At 60.1% G+C, this 13,412-nt stretch carries 8 protein-coding genes; 6 read left to right on the forward strand and 2 right to left on the reverse strand.

Annotation, left to right across the window (positions count from 1 at the left end; all coding sequences use genetic code 11):
• Positions 1-964 precede the first annotated feature (964 nt).
• The 6 genes from NLY33_RS13925 to NLY33_RS13950 all read left to right on the forward strand — a co-directional run bounded on the left by NLY33_RS13925 (position 965) and on the right by NLY33_RS13950 (position 11,307).
• Positions 965-2,191, forward strand: coding sequence for a glycosyltransferase family 4 protein (locus NLY33_RS13925; RefSeq protein ID WP_023670892.1), 1,227 nt, complete (start codon positions 965-967; stop codon positions 2,189-2,191).
• On the forward strand, positions 2,188-3,447 hold the full coding sequence (locus NLY33_RS13930) for an O-antigen ligase family protein (protein WP_023691498.1): 1,260 nt from the start codon (positions 2,188-2,190) through the stop codon (positions 3,445-3,447). The genes NLY33_RS13925 and NLY33_RS13930 overlap by 4 nt, the downstream gene beginning before the upstream one ends.
• Before the next feature lies 1 nt (position 3,448).
• Positions 3,449-5,446 (forward strand): asparagine synthase (glutamine-hydrolyzing), encoded by a 1,998-nt coding sequence (gene asnB / locus NLY33_RS13935; protein ID WP_023706585.1) that lies wholly within the window; start codon positions 3,449-3,451, stop codon positions 5,444-5,446.
• A 1-nt stretch (position 5,447) separates the two neighbouring features.
• Complete coding sequence (locus NLY33_RS13940; protein ID WP_286439849.1) at positions 5,448-7,532, forward strand: GumC family protein; 2,085 nt, start codon at positions 5,448-5,450, stop codon at positions 7,530-7,532.
• A gap of 185 nt (positions 7,533-7,717) precedes the next feature.
• Positions 7,718-9,886, forward strand: coding sequence for a polysaccharide biosynthesis C-terminal domain-containing protein (locus NLY33_RS13945; protein WP_031195841.1), 2,169 nt, complete (start codon positions 7,718-7,720; stop codon positions 9,884-9,886).
• Positions 9,887-10,101: 215 nt separating this feature from the next.
• A complete protein-coding gene (locus NLY33_RS13950) occupies positions 10,102-11,307 on the forward strand; it encodes an acyltransferase family protein (RefSeq protein ID WP_050590863.1) in 1,206 nt (401 codons plus the stop codon).
• Between the two features lie 49 nt (positions 11,308-11,356).
• Here the strand turns inward: NLY33_RS13950 and NLY33_RS13955 are convergent, their stop codons facing one another.
• Entirely contained in the window at positions 11,357-12,493 is a 1,137-nt protein-coding gene (locus tag NLY33_RS13955; protein ID WP_081725364.1) for an NAD-dependent epimerase/dehydratase family protein, read from the reverse strand.
• A 160-nt stretch (positions 12,494-12,653) separates the two neighbouring features.
• Positions 12,654-13,331, reverse strand: a complete 678-nt coding sequence (locus tag NLY33_RS13960) for a helix-turn-helix transcriptional regulator (protein ID WP_023706589.1) — start codon at positions 13,329-13,331, stop codon at positions 12,654-12,656.
• Positions 13,332-13,412 lie beyond the last annotated feature (81 nt).

Here is a 13,412-nt window from a genome sequence, read left to right on the forward strand (position 1 = left end):
CTAGGGAAAGGATCCATTAGCGACAAATCAAATACCGGCGCCCCTTGATAGAATCTTTGATCAGCGTCCGAAAAACACAACAGCCTCGATGCTACGCTTGCCTCAGAGGTATGTAGATGATCCAAGTATGGGGTGCTCAAGCCTGCAACGAAAGCATTGCAGCGACGTCTGCCGGAGCGCCTTGTGCGTTTGCAGTGGCGGTAATCGGCCAATGCGCGCTTCGGTTGAGCCACCGCCCAAATGCGCGCTCCCGCAGGATTTCTTCGAGCTCAGACCGCAAAGGAATCGCGCCCTGGCGAAGCCTCCCATTGCAGCCGCTCGATGCTCCTCGTGAGCAAAGCCTCGGCGCCAAATGAGCAACAAGGCAGTACTCCACAAGGTCATGCGAGGCGCGGGCCGCTGGCAATTGCGGAGAGGCACTGAACTGGATCCCGCCGGGTTCAACGGAAAGGCGGGCGTGCCGGTCCGAATGACGGCGAGTATGGCAACGCGGTCGCCCATCCGCGGGAAGAGGCGGCTGGTGGTCCGACCATATCCAGAGACCGGGTGAAAGCCTGTTTCCAGACGAAGCGATCGGGAGAACTGGCGGTGCGAGTCATCACACCGCCTGGTCGCGATGTTGATCCGGCGAGAGAAGGCGGGCGGAAGTTGCTTTGAACGCGGCGCGCGGACCTTTCGAACACAGCCCTTTTCTATATCCCGCCCGCCGTGTCGTACGCGAAGATGTCGTCCTTGCACCGTCAGACCGGATGAATCCAACTCACTGACCGAGGCGACAGCGGTTGTGGCTGCATTGCCGCATCGTTGATCAGCTTGCTTCATGCAAACAGACGAGGACAGCACGAAAGCGTGCTCCTAGCGTGGGACTGGCTGTTGTGTGTTCAGGGGCGATGAAACCGGCCATGGAAACCGCGGATAGGATCAGCTGTTTTACGCGATTGGTATCGCATCCAGGAGCGACAGGATGAGTCCGCATCTGGTTTGCGTTGGCGGCGAGGATCATAGACTAAGAATCCCGTTTCTTTTGGCGCTTCGCGAAAGGGGTTTTCAAGTCACTGCCGTTTCGAGTGATCTCGGAGCCGCCTTCTCACCCCATGGCATTGCCCATCGCCGATTTGGGTTCGACCGCTTTGGCAGCGGCGGTGCAGAATGGGGTGCTGTCAGCGCGATCCGTGAACTGATGTCCGAACTGCGTCCGGACATCATTCAAAGTTTCGACACCAAGCCCAATATCCTAACTCCACTGGCGGTGCGCGGGCACGTTCCCGTCGTTCGCACCATCAACGGGCTTGGTTGGACATTCTCGTCGCGGGAGCCGCGGGCCCTGGCATTGCGTCCTTTCTTTTGCGGCCTTCAGGGGGTGGCGTCTCGTTGGACAGCCATGACCGTCTTCCAGAATAGTGATGATCAGGCCTTCTTCGAGCGCTACCGGCTGGTGGCTCGCGGCAAAGGGCGACTGATCCGGAGTTCTGGCATCGACCCCGATGCATTCTCGATGGCAAGGTATCGTGGTCCTTCGGCTGCCACGATGCGCGAGGAACTTGGCCTACAATCGGCCCAGGTCATAATATTTGTCGGTCGGCTCACGCGGCAGAAGGGGATTCCAACCCTCATCGAGGCGGTTCCTCGCGTTATCCGCGAGAGGCCCAACGCGCGTTTCGTACTTGTCGGCCCGCAAGACTCCGAAGGTCCGTTTGCCGTCAGCAGAGCCGATATCGAGCGCCATGTTCCCCACGTTGTCGCATTGGGGCCAAGGCGCGACATTCCAGCCCTCCTGGGGATGGCGGATCTGTTTGCGTTTCCGACGCAATATCGCGAGGGAATTCCGCGTGTCCTGCTGGAGGCGGGATTGTCCGGATTACCGATCGTCGCCTCCAACATGCCGGGCTGCAACGATGTGGTTGAGGATGGCTGGAACGGCTATCTCGTGGCGCCGCGCGATGCGGATGGCTTGGCCTCGCGGATAGTCGATATTCTTTCCGACCCCGCCCGTGGCAAGACCATGGGGAGCCGTTCCGTCGGATTCGTGCGGGAGCGGTTCTCGTTGTCGTGGGTCATCGACCAGTATTGCGACCTGTACAAGACAATCCTGGGTGGCAGATATCGCAGCAGGCTTGTTCAAGCTGCGCAGGCGAATCCGAGGGAAGAGGCGGTGCCGAGCCCCCATCGACTGGGCGAGGCGCGGCAATGATGCGTGATGCGCTTCTGGCCTTCGGCGTCGCGATGTCCTACGCGGCGCAACTCAGCATCCCAGGGCTGCCCTTCGGCTACAGCGAACTGTGCCTCACGCTCTGGATAATGCTGTCGATGACGCGAATCCTTGCTGGCGGCCAACTGGAGGTTACGCCGGCACTGGCTAAGCTTGGGCTTTTCTGGCTGATCCTGGCGCTTGCCATGGGCGTGGGTTACATCATCGGTTTTCTGACAACCACGTTGTTCCTGGATCCGTTGTTGCACGACACGCTGGCCTATGTGCTGTTGGCGTGCGTCACCTGTCTGGCCGCTGCGGAGCCCAACGCGTCTTTCCGTTTGCGTCGTATCGCCTGGTGGATGGTTGCTGTCGCGAATGCGGGCTTCATCATTCAGGTAGGGCTTGGTTTCGGCTGGCTCCATCAGGCTGGGGTCGAACCCTGGTACTGGGACCGCTTCTGCGGGTGGTCCGACAATCCGAACCAGCTTGCGCTCTACTGCGCCCTACTCGGTCCACTGGCCTTGCATCTTGCCACAACCACCAGCAATAAATGGGGAAGATGCCTTGCCCTATGCAGCCTCATATTCACCGTTTACGTCGGAAGGCTGACAAAAAGCGATACCTACCTTTATACCACGGTCCTGGCTTGTCTGATCCTTCTCGGGCTGCGGGTCCGGGCCTGGCTGGCGAGCGACGGCAATAAGGCGAGCCTTTCAAGGCAGCTTGCCGTCCTGATGGCCGTTGGCTTCCTGCCGCTGGCCCTGTCTATAGCGCCCTATGCCCTCAGCGAGGCTTCCAGCGCCGAAGACTTCGCCAAGAGCCTGACCAAAGACAAGGGCGGGGAAGCGACTGCCCAAACCGCGGCGCTTCGCCTCTACCTCTGGAATGCAGCCTTGGAGAAGGGGGCACGATCGGGATCGCTTGGACTGGGTCCGGGCCCGCATCTAGATAGTCCGCCCGTGGTCAATCAACAGTTTTTGCCGCGGCCCTTCGAGGCGCACAGCACCATCCTGGATCTCTACACTCAGGGCGGCCTGATTTCGGTTCTAGCCCTGATGTGGATCTTCGGCTCGGCTGCGTTGTCCGCCTGGCGGGCGAAGCTGGACGCTCTCGTGGCGCTCGTGGCATCGATCGCCGTTTTCAGTGCTCCGCATTTGGTCATCCGCCATCCGATCGTGTGGTTCTGTCTGACCCTCTGCCTTGCCGCCGGGACGCCGGAAGCGATCCCCGCGATTGTTCGCCAGAGGAGATGCTAGAATGTGTGGGATCGCCGGAATTTTGTTGGCGCCCGATGCAGCCAACGCAAGTGCGCTCAGGGCCATCGGACCGATGGCGACGACGCTTCGTCATCGCGGACCTGACGGTGAGGCCTTCTGGGTGAGCCGTGAAGGGGGGGTAGCCTTCGGCCACCGGCGACTGGCCATCGTCGACCTGTCCGAAGCGGGTCGCCAGCCAATGCTCTCCGCGAGCGGTCGGTATGTCATCACCTTCAATGGCGAGATATACAATTTTCGCGATCTGCGCCGTGAACTGGAAGGGGCGGGCCATCATTTCCGCGGCGCCAGCGACACGGAGGTCATGCTGTGCGCGATTGAAAGCTGGGGCCTTGATGCAGCCCTCGCGCGCTTCGCTGGCATGTTTGCTTTTGGGCTGTGGGACCTGAAGAACCGAACGCTTCAGCTTGCCCGCGACCGAATGGGGAAGAAGCCACTTTATGTCGCCCTGACACGTGATGCGCTCGTCTTCGCCTCGGAGTTGAAGGCGATCACTCGCTTCCCAGGCTTCACCCCGGAACTCGATGTCGATGCGGCGACGACAATGGTTTCCAAAGGCTGGGTGCCGGATGACCGTTGCATTTGGCAAGGCGTGTTCAAGCTGCCACCTGGATCAGTCCTGTCGGTCACTGCGGCGCAATTCGCCAACGCCCGAGGCACCGGTTCGCTTGCGCATCGCATTCACCCTTGGTGGTCGCTGGCCGATGTCGCCTGCAAGGGACAGCGCGATCCGATAGCTGCCAGCGACGAGGACCTCGCAACCGAGCTCGACAGCCTGCTCCGCCTGGCCGTCAAGGAACGAATGATTGCAGATGTGCCGCTGGGCGCCTTTCTGTCGGGCGGGATCGACAGCTCGACTGTCGTCGCCCTGATGCAGGCACAGTCCCGAAACCCCGTTCGGACGTTCACCATAGCGTTCGGGGAAGGTGGGTTTGATGAAGCTCCCCATGCGGCCGCGGTTGCTCGGCATCTGGGCACCGATCATACGGAACTTCATCTCTCGCCGGCTGCCGCGCTTGAGGTCATTCCGGAGCTGCCCCGGATTTGGGACGAGCCGTTTGCCGATGAATCGCAGATACCGACGCTGCTGGTGTCGCGCCTCGCGCGGCAACACGTAACCGTGGCGCTTTCAGGCGATGGCGGCGACGAGTGCTTCGCAGGCTATTCTCGACACTTCCTGGCAACCCGCCTCACAAAGCAGCATGAGCTGCCATTGTCATTTCGCCGGCTGTTGGCATCGGGGGCTGGGTTGCTGGCCCAAGCCTCTCAGAAAGATATCTTCGGCAATCTGCCGCTTTCGGCGAATATGCGGCATGGCTTGCGCGGTGACCGCCTGGCTCGCCTTGCCCGCCTGCTCGCGGCGCGAGATGAGGACGAACTCTTTCTGCAACTGACAAAATCTTCAGCCAACGACCTTGTTCATCGCAAGCCGTCGACAGCACCTACCGACACCACAAAGCTCGACGGCCTGCTCTCGCGTCTCCTATTCGCCGACATGACAGGCTATCTACCGGGCGACATTTTGGTGAAGCTCGATCGAGCCACCATGGCCAACAGCCTTGAGGGGCGATGCCCGATCCTGGACCATCGCGTCGTTGAATTTGCCTGGCGGTTGCCAGCCCGTGCCAAAGTCCGAAACGGGAAGGGCAAATGGTTGCTTCGACGACTGCTTGATCGTTATGTACCACGCCGACTGGTCGACCGGCCCAAGCAAGGTTTCGACGTTCCGGTCGGGACTTGGTTGAAAGGGCCCTTGCGCGGCTGGGCAACCGATATCATTGCCACGATCGGCCGCTCCGGGGACGGGGTCATCGACCGTGAGAAGGTTGACGCATGCTGGCGCAATCATCTGCATGGAAGCCAAGATAATTTCCGCGACCTGTGGCCGGTGCTCATGTTTCAGGCGTGGCGCAACGAAGCCATGCGGCCATCGACGGTCGCCACGCACCCTTCTTACCATATCGAACTGACAGGGGATTGAGATGGAAGGTTCCATAGCCAACCGCGCCCGGCGTCCGCGCGCCAAGCAGATGGAAGTTGGGACACTTGAAACCAATCTGCGCTTGATGCGGCCGCCACGCGAGCCAACGCAATCGTCACCCTTCCACCAGCTCGTCATCATCCTGACGACGCGAAAATGGTTCTTGCTTGCCGTGGCCCTTCTGGGCGGCATCCTGGCCGGACTGGCGGGCTTCACCCGCCCGGTGCTGTTCGAGGCAACGACCCAGGTCATTATCGATGCCCCGAGCAGCAGTGCTTCGGGCGGCGTGGCATCCGCCCAGGACTCGCTGGAATCGAACATCGATGATCATCTGACGATGCTCTCCTCGCAAGGCCACCTGCGTCGGGTCCTGGCAGCACTGCGCAAAGCCCAACCAGTCGACGGTAACGGAAAGACCGTCGTCAATGCCGTCCCGCCCGCGGCTGGCTCGTTCCTCATCGATCTCCTGAACAGGGCCTGGAGACAGGATAACAAGGTGGCGGAAAATCCGGACGCAGCGGACGCGCCCGAGCTGAAGGCGCTACGCAACGGAATGAGGGTCGGACAAGAGCTGCGATCGCGCGTCATCACCATCGGCTTCACCGATCCAAGTCCGGCGCGTGCGGCACTTGTCGCGAACACGTTTGCCCAGGTCTACATTCAAGATCTGGTACAAAAAAGCCGGGCATCGGATCAGGTTCATCTGGATTCGATAGTCGCCAGCCTTCCGCAAGTACAAAGGGATCTTGTCGAAGCGACAGATCGGCTGGAGACATACCGGCTCACGCATGGCGCCGTCGATCAGACTGCGGCCAACAACGCAGCCAGTGAGACAGCGGAACTCGGCCGGCAGATATTCCTATCGAAAGCCAGTCTTTCCGCGTCGGAAGCGCGCCTTCGCCGTATTGAGGACCTGCGCAAGGCGGGCGCCCCGGTCACGGCCATCGCTGAAGAAATCGGGTCGCCCGTGTTGACGGACCTGGTGGCACGCCAGTCGGGTGCCGCCGCCGACGGCGATCTGCGCAACGCGATCGCCCGCGAAATGGAGCAAAGCGTTGCCCGAATCGCTGCCGAGGCAAATGTCTACCGGTCTCAGGCTACGGCTCTTGAAAGTCGCAAGGCGATGCTCGACGCGGCCGTGGCCGACACGGCGAGCCAACTTTCGGGGCTGCGTTCCCTTGAACCTAGGGTAGCCATCGTGACGCAGCATTACAACGAACTCCTGAGCCGGCAGCAGGACTTGACACGTCGCATCGCCGCTCCTTCGCCAGGCGTAGCGGTCCTTTCGACCGCCTGGCCGCCGTCGGCCCCCACGACATTGTCGCCAATTTTCCTGATTCCTCCCGGCATGGTCGTCTTTGGTCTCATGGGGGCGGTCATTGTCCTGGTCCGCAACGGTTTCAACCAAACCTTGCGCAGTGAAGCCGAAGCCGAGGCCGAGCTTGGGGTCCCGTGCGTAGGACTGCTTCCCAGGGTTGCGGGACTTAACGCCAGAAAGCTGCGGCATCTGGTTCTGAGCCAGCAGAACTTGCCGTTCAGCCGCGCCGTGACTTCGCTGCTCGTCACTGCGGCGCCAACTCAGGGAAAGGGACAGCCGCCGCATATCATTCTCGTGACATCCAGCATCCAGGACGATGCCAAGACCGAGTTGGCATGGAGCCTGGCGCTGGCGGCAACGCGGCTGGGAGGAAGAGTGCTTTTCCTCGATCTCGATCGCAAGGATGTACGGCTCACGAACGGGTTTCGTGGTGAATTCAGCACCGACAAGGCCCGGAACTCCTTCGGCGACTATGTGAATGAACGTTGCGTGCTGAAGGATGCAATTACGAGGATGCCGGAAATCGGTATCGACCTCATGGCCGCTCCAGCACCTTCCGATGATCTCCTGACGCTTCTGTCCACCGTCGACAAATGCCAGTTCACCGAGGAGCTGCGTTCGGCCTACGACGTGGTCATCATGAACGGTCCCCTGGGCCTCGGGGGCCTGAAACCAGGCTGCTTAAGCGCTGGGCCGATTCGGTGCTTTTTGCCGTTCGCTGGGCAAGGACGAGGCGCAGCATTGCCCGTGGTGCTCTGGATGCAATAGGAGCCGGCGGATCCGCCACCGTTCCAGTAGGGAGTGTGCTCACCCGGGTGAACCTGAAGAGGCTAGCCGGCTCCAGGCTCGGAGACAACGCCGATCTTCTGTTGGAGAGGGTTTGAAGATGCGTGTGCGATCTTCAACAGAAGCTCCAGGGAGCGATCGAGCCCCTAAATCGAGCCAGCTACACGATGATCATTGAATTTTTCGGACCTCCAGGATCCGGCAAAACAACCTTCGCACATGCGCTTGCGCAGCAGCTGCGCGGGAAAGGCTATCACGCCAAGGTCGCTCTCAGCTACAAGCCAAGCACCAGGGCCGCCAAATATGATCTCGGAATCTTTCTGTTCATATCACGGATCGTATCGGCGATGTTTTCAACAGCCAGAATACTGCTTTTTTCGGCAGGGCGAGCCGATGATATTTCCAATTCCTTTGCAATAGTGAGGATGATACCGCCAAAAAACCGAATATGGCGCGCGCGAATCTGGCGATACATCCTGCACCTTTCGCGTTGCTGGAAGTCTGCGGAGCAATCGCCCGAAATTATAATCTTCGATCAAGGATATGTTCAAGCGATTGGTTCGCTTGCGATGTTTAATGGGAGCACCAACCCCAGAGCGCTGGAAAAGGCGCTCAGCCTCGCACCGGCGGCCGATCTCACCGTCAGGCTCTTGGTGCCAGCTGCGGTCGTGGAAAGTCGCCTTCGTCGGCGGATGGAGCTTGAGCCGCCGGCGGAACGGATTTTCGAGGCCGACTTGAGCGTTAACATGCGCTCATTCGCCGTTTTTGAAGCGATGCATGACCTCCTGACAACATCTGGCCGGGAAATCATCTCCGTCGAAAACACCGATGGTCCATCGACCTTTAAAAGTATTTGTCGGATTGAGAGACAAATACTTTCTGCATTGTCGCGCTTCGATAGGTCGGTCGGCGAAAAGCAAATTGAGTTGCCGGCTCATCGCGCAGATGTAACTGGTTCAGCAACCGCACCGCCGCGCAACAAGGACATGGGCTCGCGGCTGGCTTGGGCAAGCATATTCGCCTTGTTGATCTATATTGGTGGCGCTGGTTTGACCAGTCTTGCACAGTTGGCAATTGCACGCCTTATCGGACCTCACAACTACGGTATCTATTCCTACGTTCAGGCTTGGACGTCAGTGCTCGCCTATCTGGCAACGCTTGGCTTTAATGTATCATTGTTGCGTTTCCTCCCGGCCTATAGGGCCAGTGGCAGGCTTGATCTGGCCCGCGGGGTGATAAGATTTGCGCTGCAGAGATCGCTGATAGCGGCAACCTTGTTCGGGATGATCGGCGCTGCGTCCGTCCTGTTCCTTTCAGATCCAACGGAAAGAGGGCTTGAGACAAGCATCGTGCTCGGCATGATGGCTGTGCCCTTGGTTACGGCCTATGCTCTCGGAGCCACGCTTGTGCGTGCTTTCGGCGGCGTTGTCTCGGCGTTGTTGCCGGAGCGCATCATGCGAGACGGGCTCCTGCTCGTGTTGGTAGCGCTCCTGGCATTGTCGGGATTTCGAACAGTGGATGCGCCCTCGGTGACGCTGGCGGTGCTTGTGAGTTCCGCTTTCACAGCGGCGCTGGTGTTCATCATCGCTAGGAGGTTTGAACCACCCGGCCTGGGACACGCCAAGCCAAGTTATGCCTCGAGGGAATGGTGGCTTGCCGTCCCCCCGCTCATGCTCATCACTGGGCTCGATGTTTTCGTCAGTCGGGCAGGAGTCCTGGTTTTGGGCTGGACAAGCCATATTGCTGAAGCGGGTATTTTCGCGCTGGCCTTGAATGTCGCGATGCTCGTGGGCCTGTCCCGTATCGCCGTGGCAACCATGTTTTCGCCAACAGCAGCCGATCTCTACGTCAGAGGCGATCGCAGAGGCCTACAACAGCTGTTCGCGCGCGCAACCCTGCTTTCTGCTGGCGGTGCCATCCTGGTGGCCGTCCCAATGATGGTGATAGTCGAGCCGTTCTTGAGCTATTTCGGTGAGGGTTATAGCGCGGGAGCGCCGATCGCACGGGTTCTGATTTTGGGATATGTCTTTGTCGCGCTGTGCGGGCCCCAACAGAATCTCCTGACCATGACTGGAAATGAATGGGCTGCGGCAACGACGATGGTAGCGGGTGCAGTGGCCAATATAATTGCCTGTGCAGCCGGAGTTGCGGTGTACGGCCTGCTTGGCGCTGCGGTGGGTGTGGCACTTGCACTGAGCATCTGGAGCATTGCCATGGCCGTTTATATCCGCAAGCGACTGAAAATCATGCCAGGCTTGGTTTTTGCCTTGCTGTCGATGAGGCCGAGCGCGGTCGATGCCCGTCAATGGCATTGGTTCTTGAGGGCGAGCAAATGAGACCACTGTTTTCGCTACGGTGATCGCCGTCGTTCGGGCAGGAAGTCACGAAGCCCGGATCGCACAAAGGCCATAGGGCTGCGCAGACGCTTCGGCGTATACCTGTTCCGGACACCCGCGCGGGCAGCCGATACTTCGCGGGCTGTGTCCGTCATTTGAAGGATGCATCAGTTTCGGAGGCGCCCCAGGGTGTGCTCACAATCTGCGGAGCATCCATGGAACAAGCCCGAATGGCGAGCGCCTCGGCGCCTGCAGTGCGCCGTCGCTCGGAGAGATCGACGCCTGTCGAGCCCAGCCAACGCGAAACCCTCACCCAAGTTCAGGTCCTGCGCGCCCTCGCGGCTAGTTCGGTCGCGCTGCGACACGCCCAGCATGATGCGGCCACCCTGGAATTACAGGCCGGCCGCACCTTTCAGAGCTGGAATCCGATACCATGGAGCGCTGGAGTCGATATTTTCTTCGTGATTTCCGGCCTTATCATGGTGCATACGTCGCGACAGCTGTTCGCAAAGCCCGGGGGCGCGCGTCTCTTCATTTCCCGCCGGATCGCGCGAATTGTCCCGCTATATTGGGCGCTCACCTCGCTCTACATTGCGGTAGCGGTGGCCGCCCCAAATTTTCTCAACCAGAGCTACGTCGATTTCAGGTTTGTAGTCGAATCCTATTTATTCGTTCCGGCCAGTCGCCCTGACGGCGTCGTTCAGCCGGTCTACGAGTTGGGTTGGACGCTCAATTATGAGATGCTGTTTTACGTGTTGTTCACGGCGACGATCGTGCTGCCCATGCGGTGGGCAGTTACGGTCCTGCTCACGATCCTGGTTGGGATGGTGCTCTCGGGCGCTCTTGCGGCTCCTTTGCCAGAGCCCTGGGGTTTCTGGACCAATCCGATCATCCTCGAATTTGCTTTCGGCGCGATGATCGGGGTCATTTGCGCCTCGGGCCTGCGGCCTTCCGGCCCAATCAGGGCCTGTGTCGCCGCAACGGGACTGGGTGCCCTGATGCTTGCGGCGGCGTTTCCCGATATTTCGGCCGGCCTTGGTCGCCCTGTCGTGTATGGCATTCCGGCGTCTCTAATAGTTTGGAGTGCTGCCCTGGCACCGCCGGGTAAACTGAGGCATGACAGCCTGGCGGCGAGGTGGGCCGCTGGCGTTGGCGATGCGTCATACGCTCTTTACCTCATGCATCCATTCGTGATCCGCGCCATGCGCATAATTTTCTGGCGTACAGGCTTGATCTTTGTGCTCGGCCCGTGGGCTTTCATCGGTTCGGCCTTGGCGATAACCCTGGGCGTGGCATTTATCACCCACCGTCTGTTCGAGAAGCCGCTCACCCGCTATGCGCGGCGCCTTTTGGGGGTCGGGCACGGCACAGGACGGCAGCTTGGGTCCCTTCCAGTGCCGGCGTATCCCAAGACAGATTGAAGGCGAGCCGCGACCCTGCCACACCTGGGAAACGGCGGCGTTGTGCTCACTATGCCGTTGCCGGAAGGCCAGCTGGTCGCACCTGTCCGACAGGGCGTGCATGGAATTCCCGATACCATTCCACGAAACGTTGCACGCCGTCCTCCAGTGTTGTCGCCGGTGCGAAGCCAACGGCGCGGCGCAGGTCCCTGACATCGGCGCGGGTTTCCAGGACGTCACCTGGCGGTAAAGGTACGTTGACGCGAACGGCGCGGCGACCAAGGGCCGTCTCGATGAGCGCGATCAGATGGTTGATTTCTTCCGGCCGATCATTGCCGATATTGTAGAGCCTATATGGCGCCGAACTGGTGGCAGGATCGGCAGCGCGACCGTCCCAACCGGGATCCTGACACGGTGGTTTGGCGAGCACGCGAACAACCCCCTCTACGATGTCGTCGATATAGGTGAAATCCCGCCATACGCGCCCGGCATTGGCGATTTCGATCGTTCGGCCCTCGGCGATGGCATGGGTGAACGTGTATACTGCCATGTCGGGCCTGCCCCAGGGACCATAGACGGTGAAGAAGCGCAATCCGGTTACGGGCAAGCCGAACAGATGGCTGTAGGAATGCGCCATGCATTCGTTGGCGGCCTTGGTGGCGGCGTAGAAGCTCACCGGATGATTGGCACCATGATGTTCGGAGAAGGGTATGCGTCGATTGGCGCCATATACGGAGCTCGACGAGGCATAAACGAGATGGCTGACGCCGGCGTGTCGGCAGCCCTCCAGAACGTTGAGAAATGCGACAATGTTTGACTCCACATAGGCATGCGGGTCGACGAGCGAATGACGCACCCCGGCCTGGGCCGCCAGATGCACGAAGTGCGATGGCTGGAATTCGCAGAACAGCGCTTTCACCAGCGACCGGTCCGCCAGGTCGAAGCGCATCGGCGTGAACCTCGGCTCGGCGCAGAGCCGTGTAAATCGCGCCTCCTTCAGCTTCAGGTCGTAGTAAGGCGTGAAGTTGTCGACGCCGATGACCTCGGCGCCGAGCCGCAAAAGGCGTGACGCAACATGAAATCCGATGAACCCAGCGGCGCCCGTGACGATGATCGGCCCCGTGTGCGTAAGGTTCGACGCAGCACCATCCTGCAGCGCGTGAACGATATCCGCCAGCTTGTTGACCTTCGAATCTGCTTCGGCCATGGCAAGTCACTCCCGTTTCCAGGTTCCGCGTTCTGCGCTATCTCGGCAGCGCCTTGAACGATCGGAAATGGCGCCGCCGGCCTTGTGATCTACGCGACAGCGCGCTCAATGCGGGCCGCCGCCGTCTGAATCAAAGCGGATGCAGACAGCAGTCGATTTCTCATGGCAAAACCGAAATGCGCCCCAAAAGAGCCACTAGTTCCGCCTGACGCCTCGTGTCGGTCTTGGCGAACAGTGAGGCAAGCTGAGAGCGGATAGTCGTGCGACTGAGATGCCAACTGCGGGCGATCTCCAGGGGCGCGTCGCCATGGGCGAGGCGTAGCGCCAACTGCGTTTCCGCGCTGGTCAAACCGAACATCCTTTGCAACGTGCGAGGGTTGGCCGCCGATTTGTTATCCCGGTCCAGCAATGCGACGACGGTTGTCCCGTCCGGTGTAACGACGCCCGTCTCGTTCATGGTCACCGGCCTGTCGCCTCTGCTGTGGATCACTACCCATGAGAGTGAGCCCGGCTGGAGGTGGACCGGAACATTCGCGACCAGCCGCCTCAACCCGGCGGCAAGCTCGACGGCTGTATCAGTTGCTTCGCCCTGGCGTGCGAGGGTGTCCCGAGCGGCAGCGTTCCATTCTATTACTTTCTTGTCTCGGTCCAGGACGAGATAGCCGCAACCCATACGATCAAGCATGCCGGTGATGGATTCCAGGCTGCGTCGTCGAGATCCGCCGACCCTTGCGTCCGGTCGGTCCACAAGGCTTATCGGCCGTTCGTGGCGGGTATCGTTCAATACAATGTATTGCCTGCCTGCGAGCGTATCGTTTCGCGTTTCAATCAGTGTCATCGCTTCCACCCAACCCATTGCTACTGACGCAAATCAAATCGGTTGAAGTTGCTGCTTCAACTTGAATTTCCACATACTGCG

Origin of the sequence: Mesorhizobium sp. C432A, assembly GCF_030323145.1 — a bacterium.
In the GTDB taxonomy this organism is placed as follows: domain Bacteria; phylum Pseudomonadota; class Alphaproteobacteria; order Rhizobiales; family Rhizobiaceae; genus Mesorhizobium.

Excerpts from the sequence above, each read along its gene's own strand:
- NLY33_RS13955 (WP_081725364.1), bottom strand. The coding sequence starts at position 12,493 with ATGGCCGAAGCAGATTCGAAGGTCAACAAGCTGGCGGATATCGTTCAC.
- NLY33_RS13925 (WP_023670892.1), top strand. The coding sequence starts at position 965 with ATGAGTCCGCATCTGGTTTGCGTTGGCGGCGAGGATCATAGACTAAGA.
- NLY33_RS13940 (WP_286439849.1), top strand. The coding sequence starts at position 5,448 with ATGGAAGGTTCCATAGCCAACCGCGCCCGGCGTCCGCGCGCCAAGCAG.
- NLY33_RS13960 (WP_023706589.1), bottom strand. The coding sequence starts at position 13,331 with ATGACACTGATTGAAACGCGAAACGATACGCTCGCAGGCAGGCAATAC.
- NLY33_RS13950 (WP_050590863.1), top strand. The coding sequence starts at position 10,102 with ATGGAACAAGCCCGAATGGCGAGCGCCTCGGCGCCTGCAGTGCGCCGT.
- NLY33_RS13930 (WP_023691498.1), top strand. The coding sequence starts at position 2,188 with ATGATGCGTGATGCGCTTCTGGCCTTCGGCGTCGCGATGTCCTACGCG.
- asnB (WP_023706585.1), top strand. The coding sequence starts at position 3,449 with ATGTGTGGGATCGCCGGAATTTTGTTGGCGCCCGATGCAGCCAACGCA.
- NLY33_RS13945 (WP_031195841.1), top strand. The coding sequence starts at position 7,718 with ATGATCATTGAATTTTTCGGACCTCCAGGATCCGGCAAAACAACCTTC.